Below are 20,895 nucleotides of genomic sequence, written 5' to 3'. Positions count from 1 at the left end.
ACGCTTAAGTTTTGCTTTTACTTTAACGGAATGTGCCGCAATTGTCTAATCCTCTTCCGCTTATTTGCTGTCCTTGCTCGCCTTAAACACCTCGGCAATGGCCCCGAGACTGCCCAGCGTTTCAACAGCGCTGGTCGGCAGGAACACCTTGTTGGCCGGTCCCTTAGCGATTTCGCCTAACGCTTCAAAAGATTGATAAGCCAGCACACGCTCATCCAGCCCTGCGCTGGCGATCAGTGCGATCCGCGTCTTCTCGGCTTCGGCGACCGCCTGAATCGCTTTGGCCTGGCCCAGTGCTTCCAGCTCCTGCGCCTGGCGGAACCCTTCCGCTTGACGGATACGCGCTTCCTTATCGCCTTCCGCTTTCAGAATCTTGCTCTGCTTATCCCCTTCAGCACGCAGGATCATATCCTGTTTGGCGGCTTCCGCCTCCAGCACAATCGCCCGCTTGCTGCGTTCTGCCTTCATCTGCTTATCCATCGCTTCCTGAATGTCCAGCGGTGGCTTGATATCAATAACTTCCACCCGCTCGATCCGCACGCCCCATTTTTCAGTCGCTTCATCCAGAGCCAGGCGGATATCCGAGGAGATTTTTTCCCGGCCGGACAACGTTTCATCCAGCTCCAGCTTACCGATAATCTGCCGCATCGTAGCTGTGGAAATGTTGCGCACACCATATACATAATCGGAAATTCCATAAGTCGCTTCTTCCGGACCAACCACCTGATAGAAAATGATCGTGTCGATCTGCACCTGCACGTTATCCTTGGTGATTACGGTTTGCGGCGGCACATTGGCCTGTTGAATCCGCAAATCATGGTAGGTCCGCACCTGATCAATAATCGGAATCAGAATATTCAGACCCGGTGTAAGCAGCCGGTGGAATTTACCGAGACGCTCCACAACCCCTACCCGCTGCTGCGGTACGATTTTGATCGTAAGCGCGATAAAAACGACGACGACAGCAATAACAATACCGATAATTGCCCATTCCATTAGTACTTATCCCCCCATCGTTCTACTTCGATAATCGTGTTGCCTCTTCGGATGACACGGACTGCCTGATCTTTACCCAGAGCTTGAACCGAGGTTGCGCTCCAGGTGTCACCGCCCACTTTGACTTGCCCGTACTGTCCCGGCACAATCGGCTCGACGACAATACCTTGTCTTCCGACAATCTCTGTCCCTGTATCCTTAAACCCCCGTGAGTTGCGGAATCTCGCGACCAGCGGTTTGGTGAAAAAGGTCAGGACGAGGGCAACCAATGAACCGACGACCACCTGCAGCAAAATCGCCTCAGGAAACACAAGTGAGATCAGACCAGCCGCCAGAGCACCTATGCTTAACCAGAGAAGATAAAAAGTAAGCGCAAACATTTCAATCACAAACAGAACGCCGGCTGCAATCAACCAAACTATCCAAGCCTCCATCGGTGAATCCACCACCTTCCGCTATATACTACTATAACGAAAAAAACGGCATAGCGTTGCATTAGTTTTATCAGGGCTGGGACACAGCCATGCTTTTTCATTATATTTCAGCCTATGGAAGGTTATGAGCACCACAATCAGCCTTCTTCATAAAAATCCACACAATTCTGACATTATACAGGAAGACGGGGCTTGTACATCCGCTGTTTCTACATTCGATCCGGTGAAGTGATTCTGCTGGTGATTATGACATAATAAAAAAAGCTTACAGATCGAGGCGCAGCCTTCTCTGCAAGCTTTTTTTGCTGTTCAGATGGAATTTAGCGCTAAATCAGCTGCCATAGAGCCTGCGTTACCGCCGGTTCCCAACCTTGCAGCGAGGTATGCGACTGCAGGCAGATGTAAGGTTTGCCGCTGTAGCTTACCTTATCGCCTGCTGTATAGGCCACTCCTGCTGCCCAGGCAGATCCCCCGGTCGTTGCCGTCGGGCTTACTGTAGCTGTTGGTACGGGTGTTGCCGTTGGTACTGGCGTTGCTGTCGGACTCACCGTAGCCGTTGGCGCTGGCGTGGTGTTGCCGCAGGTGCCAATCACTTTCCAGGCCCCGAATGCACCGCTCAGATCAGGGCGTTCCCCCTGTGTCCACCACTGGGCTTCATACAGCACACCTCCATTGGAAGCCTGCTGGCCCTTGGTGTAGATGGTTGCCGCGTTCCAGGCCGCCGCTGTACATTGCCCCGGTGTTGCAGTTGGCGTCGGGGTAACAGTAGCAGTAGGCGTTGGTGTTGGTTTCACAGTAGCTGTTGGTGTCGGAGTCGGTGTAGCCGTTGGCGTTGATGTCGGTTTCACTGTGGCTGTTGGCGTTGCAGTCGGTGTTGGCGTCGGCACCACTCCGCCGCCCAGATCGGTGTTCAGCTTGTTTTGCAGTGTTTTGTTGCGGTCGCCGCTGGTCTCCCAGAACATCGCTCCTGCCAGGCCTTTGGTTTTGATATAGCTGGTTTTATAGCCGATCGACTCGGCGTCATCATAGCTGATGAAGGTTTGTGTAGACGGATTGTAGAGATAAGGAACTTTTGAGGTGTTATTCCAGTAGCGGGTATAGCCGTTTTTGTTAATATAGTTAGCTTCCAGATCGTAGAAATCATAGTTTCCCTTTTCCCATGTGCCTGTGGACGAAATACCGGCCGAAACCTGATATTGCCCGTTTCCTGTACTCGGCGCACCACCCCAGCCGCGTCCGTAAAACGGCATGCCCAGGACAAGCTTATTCGCCGGGACTCCGCTTGCGAGATAGCTTGTGACAGCCTTGTCGATATTGTAATTCGCCGGATCGGTCAGACCTGATGAGGCTGCTGCCGGGTCATAGTAGAGCGGAGCATTGTGTCCTGTAGTCGTGTTCCAGCTGCCGTTGAAGTCATAGGTCATAATGTTGATCCAGTCGACAACAGCAGCAATGCCGCTAAGGTTGTTATTCTGAACGTAGGCAGGACTTGCACCAGAGGCAATGGTCAGCAGGTAGGTTTTACCGTCAGCGGTTCCGGCCGCATTCAGCTTTTCACGGATTTTCTGCAGCAGCAGCACATAATTCTGCTTATCCTCCGGACGGTAGCTATTGCCTGCAAGGCCTCCGCTGACCGGGTATTCCCAGTCCAGATCGACACCATCCATTTGATATTTGCGGATGAAATCGACTGCGGAATTTGCGAATACTTCACGGGTCGCTGCCGTAGCGGCAACATCCGAGAACCGGTTCGACCAGGTCCAGCCGCCGACGGATATCACCGTTTTAAGATTCGGGTTCTTTTCTTTCAGTTTCCATAGCTGCTTCAGGTTGCCTTTAATCGGATCATCCCACTTGTCATCCCCAAAGCTTTTCTGGGCATCAATCCAGGGATCACCCAGCACAATCGTTCCATTCGGAACACTGATCGTTTGGCCTTGCTCATTTTGGCAGGTCCAGGTGACCGGATTGGGTCCGCTCGGGTCAGGATTGCCGTGAACCCCGTTCCAGCATATATCGGCAAACGCATAGTTGATTACATTCATTTTACTGGGATCGATATCCGTTACGTTGTAGGCTCGCCCATAGGCAGCCCAGGAAGCATAATAACCGACGAGCTTGTAGCCCGCAGCCGCATTTGCAGTTTTGACACTGGTGCCTATCGTTGAAAAGAGTGCAATCACAAGAGCAACGGCCATACCAAGCGCAAAGGTTTTACGAAATCTGCTGTTTGTCGACCTCATTTTCATTTACCTCCTCGGTTCAATGCATAGCCAGCAGTCCTCTTTACAGGCAAAGCTCCCCAAAGTCACCTCCTGGTTCGGATTCACCTTCATCCAGTGTCTCTATCAGATTCATGAGATCAGGATGGTAGATTACGCACACAAAAAAAGCGCAAGAAAAAATAATCTGTGCTCTTAATCTTGTATTGCTGTTCATGGGTTGCAATCCCGGTAATGTTGTCCGGGACAATGCTTATGCCTACAAAATAGTTGGGAGGGATGGTGTACATGGAATAGGAGGATTCATAACATAAGAAGGATGAAGGCAATCTTATTGTCATATAAAGCACAAGATTAAGCTAGGGGGAAATTTCCATAGTCAGGGGGGAATATCATCTAATTTCCAGTTTTTTTGGCAGCAATAACTGTGCCTCTGTCCCCTATTTGAGGAAGGGTTAGAATTACGGTGACAAAGGCGGTCCCTCACGCTCCGACAGTTCAAGAGGTGATGGTATCCTTTGCCACCAGATGCGATTATCCTGTCACCTACTGCATTTCCAGCTCTGTATCACTCCAGTGAAGCTGGACGCCATGTTCTAGTAAGAGTTGCTGGTAAGCCTTGCGATGGTCATCCGATCCATGAAGCTCACGCGGCAGAACTTTATTTGTAATGGCGTAAGAGGCCAGAAGTCCCGCAGCTTCACCAATGTTCCATTCGGTTGGATGAAGGCGGTAGCAGCCGTTTGCGATCTGGGTCATTGAGATATTTTTGCAGGCCGGAAGCAGGTTCGTGACGCGAATAGGGATCAGTGAGCCCAGCGGAATTTCATACGGATGATTGGGGATGTAGAACGTGCGCTGGGATACGGTCGTGGGATGAAGATCCAGATGATAGCTTCCAACGCCCACACTGTCCTCATAGCGCATAGGTCCCGCTTCACCGCGCAGCTCCTTGCTTACATCCAGCTCTGTCACCGTGTAGAGTCCGCAGATCCTTCTTGCTTCACGGATGTAGGGAGACTTCGCAAGCCCGTCCTCTGTCCCAAGTACATCTCCCCGCAGCCTCACCCCCGGGTACCCCTTCCCGCCATCCAGTCGGGGCGCTTCCGTCTGAAGCCAATAGACAAGTGACAACGTCAGCTGTCTGGCTCCTTTCAAATGCCGTTCCCGTTCCCCGGGAGGCACTCCGATCAGCGGACCGGCATAATAATCGTTCAGCGCCCAGTTCAGCAGGGTGACTTCACCGTCATTGAGCGGCAGGCTCCAGACCGCAGGATCGACAATCCTCCGGTAATCCCACAGCGAGACAATCCCCTCGTCATTGGGAAACATGGTGAATTGCTTCAGCTTCGTCGTATCACTGGCATCGGAGGCGTACCAGCTGAGAATGGGATACATTGAAAAGGAAGGCACATATTGAAGCCAGTAGTCATAGTCCTCAGGCCGTTCTATCGTAAAATCGCCGCCTGGTACATAATCGACGGCAGCGACATGGGTAATCGACTGCATATCGAGCGGGTCCGCTTCATCCAGCGCATGCGGTTCCCCTGTCTCATGGCGTGATTCAGCGCCGCTTCGATACTCCACCCCCGCAAGCGGCAGCAGATCGCCGCATTCCGTCGCATCCAGATAATACGCCCCTTTAAGCTTGATCTCGGTTCCTTTCACGGTATGTAAGACCGTCACCGCCGTGACCTCATCGCCTGCCGTCTCAGCATGAACGGGAACCGTATAATAAAGCACTTCAATCCGTCCCGAATGTACATAGGGAGCCAGCATTTCATGCAGAACGCTAAGTGCAACCTTCGGCTCATGGGCAAGCCGGCTGACCCAGCCGTTCCCCGGATTGAGCAGCGGATTGTTTCTGGCAGACTCCGTAAGCGGATAATTGCGTCTGTAATACTCCCGCACCCTGTTGCGGAACTCCCGGTAGGTAGCCGTGCTGCCGGAGTTCTCGATCCAGCGGTGCTCATCCGGCGGAACCGCCTGCGAGGTCAGCTGTCCCCCCAGCCAATCCGTTTCCTCAGTTAGGATTACGCGCAACCCTGCCTTGGCTGCGGCGAGAGCCGCGGCAGTTCCTCCAAGGCCCCCGCCGATGATGATCACATCACTTTGTTTCACTTGTCCGAATGTCATGCGGTATCCTCCTCCTCATATCCGTCCGGCAGCTGCCGGAAGCAATCCAATGCAAGCTTGGCCGCGCCGAAGCAGCCTGCCCGGTTCCCAAGCTCCGCCGCTGCAAGGATGTTGGAAAGTCCCTCGCCTTGCAGCCTGTTTTTTAGCAGCGGCCACCAGACGTCCCGGTCATGAATAACCCCGCCGCCAATCACGATAAGCTCCGGATCAAGCGTAGCTCCAATATTGTCCAAGACTACTGCCAAATCAGAGGTGTAGTGTTCGAGAACCTGCAGGGCATCTGGATCACCCCGCCGCGCGTCGCTCATAAGCTCCGCTCCATGTTCATACGCCCGGCCTGTCAGTTCATTTCCGAGCCGCAGCAACGCGGAACCCGAGACGTATTGCTCTACACAGCCCCGGCGGCCGCAATTACAGAGCCGGCCGCCGGGAAACAGGACACTGTGCCCGAATTCTCCGCCGCTCCAGTGCTTTCCCCGGTTAAGCAAGCCTTGAATCATAAGCGCTCCGCCTACTCCGGTACCCAGCGTGAGCATGACCAGATTGTGCCGTCCGCGGCCTGCTCCCTGCCAAGCCTCGCCCAGCAGTGCGGCGTTCGCATCATTATCGGCGGCTGCAGGCAATTTGAAGGTATCCTCCGCCCAACCGGCAAGCTGAAGCCCCTGCCATCCGGGTAAATTATCGGTGGCATACACCACTTCACCCGTGTCTGTATTTACTCTGCCCGCCGAAGCAATCCCGATGGCCTGAACCGGACAGGCTTTAAGCAGTTCGCAGACCACAGCATTCAGCTTGCCGAGTATTGCCTCCCGGCCCTGCCATGCTTCCGTATCGCGACTGGCTTCCGCCCATACGTTTCCGATCTCGTCGAGCACCAGCCCTTTAACGGCTGTCCCTCCGATATCCACACCGATGACCCGTCTCATCCTCGCGTCCCTCCCTTTAGCTCTCGTATCATTCGATGGAGAGGCAGATGTATTGAGGCTGCGGCTGCACCCTCAATAAATACGGTCAATGACAGCTCTTGCCGTCCGTTCCTTCATGTTCTTCGTCTCATCTGTATGCCTGCGTTCCAGTCCCTCACAGATCAGGTCGATAATAAACAACTGGGAGATCTTCGCACCGATGGACCCGCCTTCCAGAGGCGACTCTTTACCGGCAGTGAGAAGAACGATATCAGCAATAGACGCGATGGGGGACTTCGCGTAGTTGGTCATGGCAATGATCTTCGCCCCGTTCTGCTTCGCCTTCATTAACATATCATTGGTATCCAGAGTGCTTCCGGAAACGCTGATGCCGAAGGCGATATCCCCTTTGCCCATCGTTACTGCCATCATCGACTGGATGTGGCTGTCCGCTATGGCCTCAACCCGTCTGCCGATACGCAGAAAGCGATTTTTGGCATCCAGTGCGGTAATCGCCGATGAGCCTACCCCAAAAAACTGCACATGGCGCGCCGCATCAATTTGATTAACGGATTCTTCAAGCTGTCCGCGGTCCAGCATGCTCAGGCTGGATTGGAGGACATCAACCATAGATTCGTAAAGATGCGTCGGATAATCCCCGTCTCTGCCTTCACGGCCGGACAAGGCTTGCTGCTTTGGCAGCCCTTGGGCAAGCATAAGCTTGAAGTCCTGGTAACCCTTAAATCCGATTTTGCGGCAGAAGCGCATAACCGTGGTTTCACCGGTGCCGGCAAAATCCGCAAGCTCCGTAACCGAAAAATAGATGATATTATCCGGATGCTCAAGCACACAACGGGCCACCTTCTGCTCCGATTTGGTCATGGAAGGATAATACGTATTAATCCGATCCGTCATTTCCATCGTTAACAGCCACCTTTCTAATTGCTGCCATAAATCGCCCGGTAATCAGCTGGGGTCTTGTAATGGCTGAACCCACAACTACCGCATAAGCTCCAAGCTCCAGAGCCTGCTGCACCTGGGCGGGTTCATTCATTCTGCCTTCCGCAATAACCGGGATGGACAAACGATCAACAGCGCTTTGCAGCAGTTCAAAGTTAGGCCCTTCCTGCTGCAGGGAATACGGAGTATAGCCCGAGAGTGTGGTCGAGACGCAGGTGACCCCCAGCGCTTCTGCATGGACAGCCTCCTCCAGAATCGAAATGTCGGCCATCGAAGCCGTGCCGCTCCGGTGCAGAAAAGCGACGATTTGCTCCAAGGTGCTGTCTCCCGGTCTCTTCTGCCTTGTCGCATCAAAGGCGATCATATCGGCCCCGGCCTCCAGCAGTTCGTCAATTTCTCTTAGTGTTGGTGTGATATATACTTCCGAACCCGGATAATCCCTCTTGATAATGCCGATAACCGGCAGCGAGACGGCACTTTTGATCGCCCGGATGTCTGCGGAGCCATTTGCCCGGATGCCTACAGCCCCTCCTTCCTCGGCGGCAGCTGCCATGCGTGCCATGATTTCAGCACCATGCAGCGGTTCACCCGGAAGTGCCTGACAGGAAACAATTAGTCCATGACGCAGCTTTTGCAATATCGTATTCAGGGTCCCCACCCTCTCTCTAGTAGTCTATTGTTCCTTGGATTCCCCGGCTGGCACAAAGCGAACGGAGAGCCCTACCTCAAACATCCGGTTCCAAGGCATGTAGCAGTCTGTAATCTCTACCGTGCCCCCGGGACCATCGATTCTTGACGCCAACTCCTGGCGCAGCCGCTGTTCAACCAGAGCCGAGACCTTTCCCCGCTGTCCGTCGAGCAGATATTTGCCGCAGCCCAGCTCCTCGATTGGACCCTCACTAAGCTCCCCGCGGACGACTGAGCAATAGCATACATCCTCAGCATACCGGAGACCAAGGAAGTCCAAATGCTCTTTTGTGCGCCCGTAATGCAGATAGATCATAGCCTGCGCAATGACCGTCCCCAGCGTGTTGGAGCTTGTATTCCAGGCGGCATAACCTGCGAGTTCAAACAGCATTCCCTTTTCCCGCAGCATTTTGACCAGCTTCTGGTCACCGCCATTGGCATAGCCGACATCGGCAACGGCAACGGGCTTGCCTTTATGTTTCATTATATAATCGCCGTATTCCACAAGCTCCATCAGGTTCCGGTACACATCATAGCTGAAAAAAGACTGATGCTGCGATACCGCTTCCATCATTGTCTCTCCCGGCGTATTCAGCAGCAGCACAAGATCCGCCTCCTGGGCACTGGAAGCAATCAGGCCTCCAGCGGCGGTAATCTGGTACTTCAGCGTCTCATAGAAAAAGCGGTCTTCGAACAACGGGGTGACGAATGCTCCCTGCACCGAGGACAACCTCGGATAAATGAGCGGCACTGATCCTGTAGTTTTATTAATCATCCGTGCCAGCAGCGTGCAGCCCACCTCGTCTGCACCGGGGTACATATAGGCTTTAAGCTCCAAATCAAGCTCCGTAATCCGCGTGCGGACCTTCTGCTGATCTTTGGCTGTATGCCCGAAGGGTGCCGAGTCATCCTGCGGGAAAATCAGGAACTCGATAATGCCTTCCTTCACCAGCTCCAGCACCAGTTTATTCGCTTCAATATTAATGCTGCGCCGTGCGAGGTAATCATCCAGTATTTCCTGCGGAAGCCGTGCTTCAATCTCCGCAAGCTCCTGCAGTTCCTCTCCTGATGCGTTGCCGAGCTCCTTGCGGTGGCCAATAAAACCTTTGCGGAAAATTTCCCGGCCCCAATCGGCATAATAATCTGGCTCTTCGTCGGACAGCGAATACTGCGGGCAGCGCATAATAAGCTGAAAGGCATATATGACCAGCTTCGGGTGCAGCCGTTTGAGATCCCGCAGCTTATCAAGCCTTGCGGCAAGCTCCTCCAGCTGCAAGCTATGCAGTCTGGAGGGGATAATCCCTCCGTACAGCAATGTATCTATAGCAACCACCGCACCGTCCGCCTGGGAGCAGGCCTCTTCAAACCATCTCCATAACCCGTCCGTATCTCCGGGACGTTTCTTCAGTCCCATCAGCTGCATCGGGGGACGCTGCACCTCAAAATCTGTTCCCCTAGCCAACAGAGGGGGGAACTCGTAATTGCAGGGCCGCTCATCCAGCGGCACAAATGCGATTGTGTATGAATTCGCCATTCTTACCCGCCATCCTTTCTATCTGATCATTGAATCCCTTGCAGGGTCAGCCGGTATCCGTTCTTAACCTTTGATCGCACCTGCGATACCTTCCATATAATATTTCTGGGTAAATAGAAAGACTACAATAATAGGAATGACCGATATCATCGTCCCTGCGGCAATCCAGCCGAAGTTATACGAAAACTGGCCGTTCAGGTACGTAAGCGCGGCAGCCAGCGGATATTTCTCGGGATCATCCAGGATGACAATCGGCCACAGGAAGTTATTCCAGAACGCCATGACTTCCAGCAGCACAATGACGGCAATCCCTGGTTTGACCAGCGGCAGAACGAGCTGCCAGAAGATGCGGAGCTCTGAAGCGCCGTCCATTTTCCCTGAATCCCTGATATCCGACGGAATACCCAGAAAGGTCTGGCGCATCAGAAAAATATTGAATACCGACACAGCGGCCGGAAGCACAACCCCCAGATAGGAATTGCCTAAGTGAAAAGCCTGAATGGTCAGATAATGCACAATCATTGCCGTGGAGGAGGGAATAATCATGGTGGCGATCAACAGCGTGAACACGAAATTCCGGCCTTTGAAATGAAAGACTGCCAGCGGATACGCCGTCGTACTGGCCAGCAGAACATTAAACACCACCCCAAGCCCAGCAATAATGACCGTATTCGTAATATAGCGCGGAAAGGACATGAACTGCCAGACCTGCACGTAGTTATCAAAGTCAATGAACGTCGGCAGAATGGCCGGCGGGCTGGAGAACACATTTCTGCCGGGCATCAGTGACACACTGAGCAGCCAGAGGAAAGGGCCCATCATGAACAGGGCCAGCAAAATTAGCAGAAGGTAAATGACGGAATAACGGACTCCATTTTTCAGCTGTTTGAATGATCTGCTCGTTGTGTTCAATATGAATTCACCCCGCCTTTCCGGTTAAAGCGGAACACCAGAATGCTAAGCGCCCCTATAATAACGCTGACTATCAGACCAAGCGCGGATGCATATCCGAAGTTGAACTGCTCCAGTCCCTTTTGAAAAATATACACGCTGGAGGTCAGCGTCGAGGTTCCCGGCCCGCCTTTGGTCAGAATGTATACCTCATCGAATACCCGGACCGCCCCCATAATCGAGATCAGCGTACAGAACAGGATATGAGGTCTCAGCAGAGGAATCGTCACATGCACAACGAGCCTCAGGGGACCCGCCCCATCCACTCTGGCCGCTTCATACAAATCTGAGGGAATACCCTGAAGACCCGCCAGATACAGCATCATGTAATAACCGAGACCTTTCCACATGGTGATAAACATCAGGACATATAATGCGGTGCTGCTGCTCGACAGCCACGAGACCTGCCCGTCGATGATTCCGGCTTGGATCAGCAGATAGTTAACCACACCATTGTTGCCCAGCAGCCAGCTCCAGATGAGCGCAACTGCAACCATCGAAGTCACAACCGGAATATAATAAGCCGCCCTGAACATCTTCACACCCGGAAGACGGCTGTTTACGAGAATAGCCATCAGAATAGAGATGACCTGAATAATCGGAACAATAAGGACATACACCAGCGAATTCCATAACGAGACGATAAAATTGTGATCCTGAAAGGCTCTGGTGAAATTCTCGAAGCCTACATAACGAGTCTCGGCGATGACAGAATAATCGGTTAATGCAAGCGGAATTCCGTAAAGGATCGGCCAAAATGTAAAAATGGCGAGAAACACAAGGCCCGGCGTCATAAACGCCCAAGCGCTGAAAGATTCCGAACGTGCCCATCTCTTCATTCGATATTCCTCCCTCCCTCTGTACTGCAGCATATAAAGGGGAGGACAGCGCCTCCCAGCATCTCTAAGCGGTTTACGAACCCTGTTTAATGATTCCGTTCACTTCTTTTTCCACAGCATCCAGCGTTTTTTTGATATCTGCCCCGTTGAGCAATATTTCCTGCAGTCCGCGGGCAAGCGCGGAGTTGATATCGGAGGCGCTTGGAACACCGACCATATAATCGGTAGCCTTATCCAAACTTTGCGATGAGACAACCTTGGCTTCCGCTTCAAGCGTGCCGTCAGATTTGGTGAAGAATGGATCTGTAATGGAAGCTTTGGATGATGGCAACGTATTGGCAACCTTGGAGAAGGCGGTCTGATTGTCCGCATTGGTCACAAAAGCTGCAAATTCAACAGCCTGCTCCGGATTCTTCGACTTTTGCGGCACAACCAGATCCATGGAATTAGAGAGCCGGAGGTTGGCTTTGCCTGTAGGCAGTTGAACCGCAATCGTGTTCGCATATACTTCCGGCGCCGAGGTCTTGATAAAGTTGATAAAGGTCGGGCCCGACAACTGGAAGGCTACCTGTTCACCGGAGAAATACTGGATCTGCTTTGTGAAATCCGCATCTTCCTTCAGGACCACGCCTTCTTTCATTAGATCGCGCATTTTGGAGATCATGGCTTCAGCTTCCGGCGTATTGAAGGCTGCGGCCGTCTTATCTTCATTCAGAATGGAGATTCCATCGATCGGAAACAGCTTGGATACGAGTTGCTGTGCATACCCGGCGGCTCCGGTCTTTTGATGAACCTGACGGGCCCATTCAATCAGCTCATCCCGGGTTTGCGGCGGATTGGACGGATCCAGACCGGCTTTCTCAACAAGCTTTTTATTCATGAACAGAACTTCTGTACCTGTATACCATGGAAGCGCATAGGCCTTGCCGTCAAACACGGTAGAGTTGTAGATCCCTTCAAAATAAGAACCTGCTTCTTCCGCTGTAAGATGATCCGCAAGATTCAGCAAAGCACCTTTGCTTCCCAGCTGGCTCGCAAATTCTGTATTCAGATTCACTACATCGGGGCTTTTGCCGCTGGCTGTGCTCGTCAGCAGCCGTTGTGAGATGGCATCGTAAGGATAGTCTTTCCATTCAATCGTTACACCGGGGTGGCTGTCCTCGTATTTCGCAATCAGATCATTGAAATAATCATTGAAGGTGGGCTGAAGGGCAATTGTCCAAAATTCCAATGTGACAGGCTCCGATTTGGGCGTATCGGTCTTTTCAGCAGAAGGTTCTGCCCCATTCGCAGAAGTGGTTGGAGCAGGAGCATTCCCATTCCCTCCACAGCCGGCCAGCAGCATAGACAGCGCCATCACGACTAGCAGTGACAGAATAAAGCCTGATCTGTTTGTTCTCACACAAAATCCCCCTTGATAGTGGTATAAGACGAGAGCCTCAAATATGTTACCTTTTCTCACTCAGCCCTCTCTTTCTTAGGAGTATAGCAGATGAAGGAAAAATAATGAAGTATTTTTTCATAAAAATAAATAAAAAAGAAATAATCTTTCTTTTTAGTGTAAACGGTTTCAAATCTAGGTATATCAGGGTAATAATAAAACAACCTGTCTGCAAAATTCGCGGACAGGTTGTTTTTACTTAACGTATAGGAGAAATTTATTCTTGCGAAATTTTTCACCGCATGTCAATTTACCTGCCGCAATGTTGTCGAATCAATATAATTTGTCCTGCTGGCTCTTACTGGCGGGAAGCCGCAAGCTTCTCGGTCAGCAGCCGCAGCGCCATCCCCCGGTGGCTGATCTGCTGCTTCTCTTCCAGCGTCAGCTCCGCCATTGTCTTCTCAAATTCCGGCAGATAAAAGAGCGGGTCATAGCCGAACCCGCCGCCGCCGGCAGGCTCAGAGGTAATCCAGCCCTCTACCCTGCCTTCAGCGGTAAGCTCTTGTCCATTTGCAGGATCGTACAGCGATAACGCGCAGACGAACCGGGCCGTGCTGAGCAGCGGCTGGCCGGTATCCTCGCCCTGCTTAAGTTCTTCCAGCTCGTTCAGCAGCTTAAGGTTGTTCTCACCGTCCTCTGCGCCTTCACCCGCATAACGTGCCGAGTAGACCCCCGGCCTGCCGTCAATGGCATCCACACAAAGACCGGAATCATCCGCCAGAACGGGCAGTCCCAAGGCATCGCCTACGGCTTTTGACTTTTTCAGCGCATTTTCGGCAAAAGTAACCCCGTCTTCCACTACATCCGGCAGAGCGGGATAATCGAACATACTTTTGACCTCCAGCCCAAGCGGTGCAAAAGCATGCTGGAATTCGCGCACCTTGCCTTTATTTTTCGTCGCAACAATCAGAATTCCGCTGGCGGTCTTCATACTACACCTCTTGGCCTGGCTGGCCGGACGGTATTTTGAGGGCGATGGGACCAAGCACTTCTTTTTGCACAGCGATCAGCTCGTAAATCCCCTTCTCGCCCAAGCCCAGCAGCTGGTCCAGCTCCTGGCGGGTGAACGGCCGCTCTTCGCCGGTGCCCTGCACCTCCACAAAAGCGCCTCCGCCCGTCATGACCACATTCATATCGACCTTGGCTTTGGAATCCTCTTCATAGTTCAAATCCAGCAGCGTTTTGTCGCCAACCACACCGACGCTGATTGCCGCCAGATAGTCCGTAATCGGGAATACGCTCAGCTTGTGCTGGAGCGCAATTTTGTTGATCGCAAAGGCCATCGCTACAAAAGCACCCGTAATCGAAGCCGTCCGTGTGCCTCCGTCCGCTTGAATCACATCGCAGTCCAGCGTAATGCTGCGCTCGCCGAGCGCCTGCAAATTAACAACCGAACGTAGCGCCCGGCCAATCAGACGCTGAATTTCCATCGTCCGCCCGGTAAGCTTGCCGCGCGCCGCTTCACGCTGGTTGCGTGTCTGTGTGGCCCGGGGAAGCATGGAATATTCGGCGGTCACCCATCCCTTGCCTTGTCCTTTAAGAAAAGGCGGGACCTTCTCATCCACAGTTGCCGTACAGATAACTTTGGTGTCCCCCATCTCAATGATTACGGAACCCTCCGCATATTTATTCGTTTGGGTTGTTATTGTCAGCGGCCGGAGCCCGTCGTCGTTACGTCCGTTTGATCTCATGTTTTCTGCCTCCTGCATCTTTGTGTAGCTAAAGTTTGTGTGCTGCCTGCCAGAAATCACTGCATTCTTAGATTTCCGCAGAAACGGATAACACCCCGGTTAAGGACGTTATCCGTTTCTGCTTGGCAAACTTTATTCTACCAAAGAGTAGGCACAAAAGCATCTTTTCAGCCTGCCGGATGCATTTTATAACGGCAGCTCGTTCACATATTCCGGAGCAGAAACCGGCTTGCCGTAATCAACATTATTGCTTCCGGTGACTGTCTCCTTGCCGTTCAGGCGAATCTGGACGGGAGCATCCTCGGCATTTTGCGCGACTGTCAGCACTACGGATTCCAGAAATTCATTAGGAACATTTTTGCTGTCCGCAAACATATCGTCGGTCAAAGAGACTGTAACTACACCATTCTGCCCCGCTTTCACCGAGTCGAGCACGGTTTCCTGGGTCATTACCATCTCCAGGCCGTTTCCGGATTCCGGTCCGGCAATCAGTTCGTTCAAGGCTGCTTTCAGCGGCTCTTCTCCCGCGGGTACAAACCGGGTTACAGGCACATAATACTGATGAACGCCATCAGGGGCTGCAGCGGAAAAATAAACCGTAACTGCGCTGGAATTCATCAGCGGTGTTCCATGCTTCGGCAGATTAATGCCCATGCTGCGTGTCAGCGCACGGTCCAGCGGGATGCCGAGCAGCGGCATTTCTGTCAATTTCTTGCCTTCAACCCAGAGCTGCACGCCCTTAATGCCCTCCTGGCCGGTTAATGTCCAGGTAATTGCTTCGAGAATTTTGCGCTCCTCCAGCGGATCGTAGTCGTTAAAGGTAGAGTTGAACTCGACAACGGCCAGCTTATCTTTATCCACGGAGACACTCTTCACTTCCGTTCCGGCAGGAAGCACACCCTGAAAACCTTCCGGCAAAGACGAGGCGTAGGCACCCTTGCTGACCAGTGCCGTGAGCGAATCCTTTAGCATAGCAGAGCTCTCGCCTTTCGGCAGGCTAAGCGATACAGGCGCAAGCAATCCGTTCCCATCTTCGAGAAAGACGGTTGTCCGCTCCCCGGCCTCTGCCGGTGCGGCTGCTTTGGCATCCTTATCAGCTACAGCTTCTTTTTCTTCCGGGGCAAGCGGTGCGAACACCCCGGAATCCAGCTCGGTAGTTCCGCTAACCTCCAGCATTTGCGCCTCAACTTCTCCCGGCGGCGGATCAACCGCTGCCGACTCTGAGCCAAACAGACCGCAGCCGGACAATGCAAGTGGAACCGTCAGCAGACAAACCGCCGAGAGATTGCGGATTTGCTTCATATGTTTCATCAATAATTACCCCTTTCAAGGTTAATACCAGATTGTACTGCTATGTATACGAGCCCTCTGTCCAAAAAATAACAACGGCTTATCCTAAATTATTGGCCGTAAAATAATTGGCAGGTAAGTCACTACACTTCCACTTCACAGAAATAGTGCACCTGCTGGACATTGACTGCCAGAATCTGTACAATCTCACTACCTTCAGATTTTTTCGAAGGAAAAGAAAAGGAAATGATAAGAGGCAATAAAACTACTACTTACTATGAGGTGACAGATGATGGCTGATGCAAAAATCCCTTACAGTCTCAACAGCAAGGCCGTTGCGGAAGCAACTAAAGTCTGGATGCACAAACGCGGAGTGACCGTTACAGAAATTGCCGAGCTGGTCATGCTCCTGCAAAAGAAATATTATCCGAATCTGACGATGGAGGAATGTGTCCATAACGTTGAGATGGTACTCAGCAAACGTGAAGTGCAGAATGCGGTGCTGACCGGTATCCAGCTGGATGTGCTGGCAGAGGAAGGCAAGCTGCTTCCCCCGCTGCAGGACATGATTGAGAACGATGAAGGATTGTACGGCGTCGATGAAATCCTCGCTTTTTCCATCGTGAATGTGTACGGAAGCATAGGCTTCACCAATTATGGTTATGTAGATAAACTGAAGCCCGGCGTGCTCGAACGGCTCAATGACAAAACGACCGGAGAGATCCATACGTTCTTGGATGACATCGTAGGCGCTGTAGCCGCTGCCGCCAGCAGCCGTATCGCTCACCGGAAACAAGCAGAGCGCGAACAGGAGCTTGGCCTGCCCCATGCACCCGAAGATGTTGAAGAAGCTGCCAAGAAACCAGCGGCTGGCAGCGACTTGCCGGAGTGAGGATCAGTGATTAATGCAAGTCCCTTGAGAATAGCAGCAACTATAAAAAGCCATGCCACAGTGCAGCGGAAATATCGCGCTCACTCTGTGTCATGGCTTTAAGTATTGTTCTCTATTTGCTTTGTTGCGCTATAGCTTGCTTATTCCCGCCAGCCCCGCCCTCTTCACTCCGCGCGCGGCAACGTCCTGCCGCCGCTTGAGCTTGAAGCAGCTCTACGGGCTCAGAGCAGCGAACAGCACGCTGCCACCCGTCCCGGGAGCAGGCTCTATTACTGCCGCCCGCTCCCGGCGCACCAGCTCGGCGAGATGCGCCAGCGTCTCGCCCATGGCAAAGCGCAGCTGATGCGCGCTGGTTACGCGGCTGCGGAACATAGCCTCGCAGACGGCGAATCCGCTCAGCGGGCCTTCACCCAGCAGGGCGGCTGTGGCATCCAGCCGCTCCTCGTGATGGCGGAGCAGGCTGTCCAGCCGCTCCGCAAAGCCGGCGAACGGTTCCCGGTGCCCCGGGAACGCCATCACCACCGGGTAGCTGCGCAGCGCACGCAGCCCCTCCATGAAGGTCAGCAGCGGCTGCGGATCACTGCCGGGCTGCAGGCTGACATTGGGCGAGATTTGCGGCAGCACAGCATCGCCGCAGAGCATAAGCCCGCTGCCGCCGTGATAAAACGACACATGTCCCGGCGCATGCCCGCCGGTAACCAGCGGCTGCCACTCACGGTCCCCCATCGGAAAAGGGGTGGCAGCATTTATATAGGTAACCTCCGGCTGCGGGGTTACCTCTGGAAGGAAGCCCTCCAGATGCTCCCTGATCCCCTGAATCAAATGCTCCGGCATTCCATGCCGGAGGAACTGGAGCGGCAGCGTCTCGTTCAGAGTGGCCTCCGCTCCCCAGGTCATCCGGGCTTCCGCATGAGCCCGTTCCGATATCCACACCTTGCTGCCGCTGCGGGTTTGCATCCAGCCGGCCAGTCCGTAATGGTCGGGATGATGGTGTGTGACAACAACACCGTGCACCTTGTCCCAAGAGAAGTCCAGCTCCTGCATAACCTCCTGCCAAGCCAGCTCCGCCTCAAGCGTATGCGGGCCGGGGTCGATCACCGTATAGTTGCCGTCCCGGTCTGGCAATAGATAGCTGTTCACCTGGCGCAGCGGCGGGGCCATCGGCACCGAAATCTGGATAATGCCGCTGTCCCTTATCTTGATTTCCGGCTTTCGCATGGAATCTTCGCCGCCTCCTCTAAGTCTTCTTCCCGAAACCATCTAAGTCCGGATCCCCCGGAAGATCATCCGGGTTGAGCTTTCTGCATCATAGTCGCTTTCATCGTAGCAGCCATGCACAGCTTCGAGGCGCAGTTCTGCGGCTGCGATCATCTTGCTGAACTGTTCCAGCGAATAGAGCTTTACCCGTTCATGGTAGCGGCGGGGCGTCTGATTTGTTTTGGAGGTAAGAATGATATCTTTCATCACATAACCGTTTTCGATCCGGCGTGACTCATCAATGAGATTGTCTCCATCCTCACGAATGGAATGTGGTACAAGATGGCGGATCACATAAGCAGGGTTAAGGAAATCTATAATAAACTTGCCGCCCGGCTTAAGCATCCGGTGAATTTCCCGCAGCACCTTCACCTGTTCCTCATCCTCCTCAAAATAACCGAAGGAAGTAAACAGGTTAACCACTGCGTCAAAACCGCCATCCAGCGGCAGCTTCCGCATATCGGAGCGTATCCAGGTCACCGATCCGGCTCCCTTCTGGGAACGCGCCTCCCTCAGCAACGCCTCGGATAAATCTACACCGGTAACCTCGTACCCGGCCTCCGAGAGTGCCAGCGAATGACGCCCCATCCCGCAGCAGAGATCCAGCACTTTGGCGCCATGGGGAAGCGCAAGCCAGTCGATCATCTTTTCCACTTCGCGGCGTGCCCCTCCGAAGTCCCTGTGTCTGTAGACAATTAAATAGTCTTCTCCAAAGCTCTCTTCATACCACTCACTCATGATTTCTCTCCTCCCTCAGCACCTGCAAAAACCTCTCTATGTATGCTAATGTACCGCAATTGTAACCCCTTTTGCCGGCAAACTCAAAAAAGAGTCGCCATTTCGCCATACTTCCCGCGCCATGGCAACTCTCTGCTTTTTCAACGTTGACGCTGCAGATATACCCTTGCCTCATAAGGACGAAGCTTCAGCTTTCTTAGATCTTCCTCTTTGGAAGGGGCATAATTGGAGATCAGCAGCTCCAGCTTCTCCGGCTGGAATTCACCCGGAAGCTCGAACACTGGCTCCTGGCCATAAAAATTCAAAATCACCAGCAGCCGCTGCTCCTCCAGCGTACGGGTATAGGCATAAATCTCCGGATGCTCCTCCAGCAACAATCCATATTCACCATAGACGATCACCTGATGATTTTTACGCAGCTCAATCAGCTTTTTATAGTAGTTAAAAATTGAATCGGGGTCTTTGACTGCACTAGCCGCATTTATTTCCTTGAAATTGGAGTTCACTCTGATCCAAGGCACACCGGTTGTGAAGCCCCCTTCTTCTCCATCATCCCATTGCATCGGCGTGCGGGCATTGTCCCGGCTTTTTTTGTGTATGGCGGCCATAATGTCGGCTTCGGGTACGCCGTTTGAACGCTTTTCCTCATAATAATTGAGCGTTTCCACATCCCTGTATTCGTCGATTGATTCAAAAGCCACATTCGTCATGCCGATTTCTTCGCCCTGATAAATGTAAGGCGTACCCTCCAGCATATGAATAAAGGTGGCCAGCATTTTGGCCGAAGGAACACGGTAGAAGAGATCGTCGCCAAACCTCGATACCGAACGCGGCTGGTCATGATTGCATAAATAATTGGCGTTCCAGCCCCGGTCATGCAGGACGGTCTGCCAGTTGCTGATGATTTTTTTGAGCTCCGTCAGGCGCCAGGGAACCACATCCCACTTCCCTCCGCCCGGTGAGGCGGCATCCAGATTCATATGTTCAAACTGAAAGGTCATGTTCAGCTCCCGGCGTCCGTCCCCGACATAATCCAGCGCCTGCTCCGGCCCGAGGCCCGAGGTTTCGCCAACCGTCATAATATCGTAGAAGTACAGCACCCGATCGTGCAGATTCTGCAGCAGTGTGTGCACATGCGACAGGTTAGAGAACATATCATAGGCGCGCACCGTCGGCGTTCCGCCCGGGTTATGCGCATCAGGGTAACCCTCCGCCTTCACGATGTGGGCGATCGCGTCAAACCGGAACCCGTCGACCCCTTTTTTCAGCCACCACTGCACCATTTCATGCAGCTTGTCGATTACCACGGGATTTTCCCAGTTCAGATCCGGCTGATATTTGGAGTACAGATGGAGATAATACTCGTCCGTCACCGGATCCAGCTCCCAGACCGTACCGCTGAAATACGATTCCCAGTTGTTTGGCGGACCGCCGTTTTTGGCTTTTTTCCATATATAAAAATCCCGTTTAGGATTATCCTTCGAGCTTCGCGATTCAATAAACCACGGATGCTCATGGGAGGTATGATTCAGCACCAGATCCATCATCAGCTTCATGCCGCGCGAATGCATCTCACTGAGCAGCCGGTCAAAATCATCCATCGTCCCGAATTCCTTCATAATGTCGCAGTAATCACTAATATCATAGCCATTGTCATGGTTTGGCGATTTATAAATCGGACACACCCAGATGACATCGACACCCAGATTCTGCAGGTAATCGAGCTTGGAAATAATCCCGCGCAGATCGCCTATGCCGTCACCGTTGCTGTCCATAAAGCTGATCGGATAAATCTGGTACACGACGCTTTCTTTCCACCATTTAGGGTTCACTCCGGTTCCCTCCGCTTCCTTCAATTCCTGTAGTTTAAGATCCTGATCTCCGGCGAAACCGGCGCGGCTTCGCCCGGACATATTAATATA

At 52.8% G+C, this 20,895-nt stretch carries 18 protein-coding genes; 1 reads left to right on the top strand and 17 read right to left on the bottom strand.

What is annotated here, in order from left to right; translation table 11 throughout:
- Positions 1-60: 60 nt before the first annotated feature.
- The 14 genes from ACAN56_RS23525 to ACAN56_RS23460 all read right to left on the bottom strand — a co-directional run bounded on the left by ACAN56_RS23525 (position 61) and on the right by ACAN56_RS23460 (position 16,107).
- Positions 61-996, bottom strand: coding sequence for an SPFH domain-containing protein (locus tag ACAN56_RS23525; RefSeq protein WP_038595892.1), 936 nt, complete (start codon positions 994-996; stop codon positions 61-63).
- Positions 996-1,430, bottom strand: coding sequence for an NfeD family protein (locus ACAN56_RS23520; protein WP_038595893.1), 435 nt, complete (start codon positions 1,428-1,430; stop codon positions 996-998). The genes ACAN56_RS23525 and ACAN56_RS23520 overlap by 1 nt, the downstream gene beginning before the upstream one ends.
- A gap of 326 nt (positions 1,431-1,756) precedes the next feature.
- Entirely contained in the window at positions 1,757-3,673 is a 1,917-nt protein-coding gene (locus tag ACAN56_RS23515) for a glycosyl hydrolase family 18 protein (RefSeq protein WP_379145945.1), read from the bottom strand.
- Positions 3,674-4,198: 525 nt separating this feature from the next.
- Positions 4,199-5,788 (bottom strand): FAD-dependent oxidoreductase, encoded by a 1,590-nt coding sequence (locus tag ACAN56_RS23510; protein ID WP_379145944.1) that lies wholly within the window; start codon positions 5,786-5,788, stop codon positions 4,199-4,201.
- Positions 5,785-6,714 (bottom strand): ROK family protein, encoded by a 930-nt coding sequence (locus ACAN56_RS23505; RefSeq protein ID WP_052092276.1) that lies wholly within the window; start codon positions 6,712-6,714, stop codon positions 5,785-5,787. The genes ACAN56_RS23510 and ACAN56_RS23505 overlap by 4 nt, the downstream gene beginning before the upstream one ends.
- Before the next feature lie 72 nt (positions 6,715-6,786).
- On the bottom strand, positions 6,787-7,614 hold the full coding sequence (locus ACAN56_RS23500) for a MurR/RpiR family transcriptional regulator (protein WP_038595897.1): 828 nt from the start codon (positions 7,612-7,614) through the stop codon (positions 6,787-6,789).
- Positions 7,592-8,302: an N-acetylmannosamine-6-phosphate 2-epimerase gene (locus tag ACAN56_RS23495; protein WP_379146024.1), complete on the bottom strand. Its 711-nt coding sequence runs from the start codon at positions 8,300-8,302 to the stop codon at positions 7,592-7,594. The genes ACAN56_RS23500 and ACAN56_RS23495 overlap by 23 nt, the downstream gene beginning before the upstream one ends.
- 24 nt (positions 8,303-8,326) lie before the next feature.
- A complete protein-coding gene (locus ACAN56_RS23490; protein ID WP_379145942.1) occupies positions 8,327-9,874 on the bottom strand; it encodes a DUF4127 family protein in 1,548 nt (515 codons plus the stop codon).
- Positions 9,875-9,937: 63 nt separating this feature from the next.
- The gene (locus tag ACAN56_RS23485) at positions 9,938-10,786 is read right to left on the bottom strand and encodes a carbohydrate ABC transporter permease (protein WP_231578325.1); all 849 of its coding nucleotides are present in this window, start codon (positions 10,784-10,786) and stop codon (positions 9,938-9,940) included.
- Positions 10,783-11,664, bottom strand: a complete 882-nt coding sequence (locus ACAN56_RS23480; RefSeq protein ID WP_379145941.1) for a carbohydrate ABC transporter permease — start codon at positions 11,662-11,664, stop codon at positions 10,783-10,785. The genes ACAN56_RS23485 and ACAN56_RS23480 overlap by 4 nt, the downstream gene beginning before the upstream one ends.
- A gap of 73 nt (positions 11,665-11,737) precedes the next feature.
- Positions 11,738-13,066, bottom strand: coding sequence for an ABC transporter substrate-binding protein (locus ACAN56_RS23475; protein ID WP_379145940.1), 1,329 nt, complete (start codon positions 13,064-13,066; stop codon positions 11,738-11,740).
- A 337-nt stretch (positions 13,067-13,403) separates the two neighbouring features.
- Entirely contained in the window at positions 13,404-14,036 is a 633-nt protein-coding gene (locus ACAN56_RS23470) for an XTP/dITP diphosphatase (protein ID WP_340896791.1), read from the bottom strand.
- A gap of 1 nt (position 14,037) precedes the next feature.
- A complete protein-coding gene (gene rph / locus ACAN56_RS23465; protein WP_038595913.1) occupies positions 14,038-14,796 on the bottom strand; it encodes a ribonuclease PH in 759 nt (252 codons plus the stop codon).
- Between the two features lie 186 nt (positions 14,797-14,982).
- Positions 14,983-16,107, bottom strand: a complete 1,125-nt coding sequence (locus ACAN56_RS23460; protein WP_379145938.1) for a GerMN domain-containing protein — start codon at positions 16,105-16,107, stop codon at positions 14,983-14,985.
- A gap of 271 nt (positions 16,108-16,378) precedes the next feature.
- Between ACAN56_RS23460 and ACAN56_RS23455 the strand changes: the two genes are divergently transcribed.
- Positions 16,379-16,978: a phosphatidylglycerophosphatase A family protein gene (locus ACAN56_RS23455; RefSeq protein WP_038600605.1), complete on the top strand. Its 600-nt coding sequence runs from the start codon at positions 16,379-16,381 to the stop codon at positions 16,976-16,978.
- Between the two features lie 213 nt (positions 16,979-17,191).
- Here ACAN56_RS23455 and ACAN56_RS23450 read toward each other — a convergent pair whose 3' ends face one another.
- The 3 genes from ACAN56_RS23450 to ACAN56_RS23440 all read right to left on the bottom strand — a co-directional run bounded on the left by ACAN56_RS23450 (position 17,192) and on the right by ACAN56_RS23440 (position 20,805).
- Entirely contained in the window at positions 17,192-18,196 is a 1,005-nt protein-coding gene (locus ACAN56_RS23450) for an MBL fold metallo-hydrolase (protein ID WP_052092278.1), read from the bottom strand.
- A gap of 42 nt (positions 18,197-18,238) precedes the next feature.
- Positions 18,239-18,973, bottom strand: coding sequence for a class I SAM-dependent methyltransferase (locus ACAN56_RS23445; RefSeq protein ID WP_038595916.1), 735 nt, complete (start codon positions 18,971-18,973; stop codon positions 18,239-18,241).
- A 140-nt stretch (positions 18,974-19,113) separates the two neighbouring features.
- Positions 19,114-20,805, bottom strand: coding sequence for a glycoside hydrolase family 13 protein (locus ACAN56_RS23440; RefSeq protein ID WP_038600611.1), 1,692 nt, complete (start codon positions 20,803-20,805; stop codon positions 19,114-19,116).
- Positions 20,806-20,895 lie beyond the last annotated feature (90 nt).

The sequence above is a fragment of the Paenibacillus paludis genome, assembly GCF_042610515.1.
Lineage (GTDB): Bacteria > Bacillota > Bacilli > Paenibacillales > Paenibacillaceae > Paenibacillus_AQ.
This window is presented reverse-complemented; position numbering and strand designations above follow the sequence as displayed.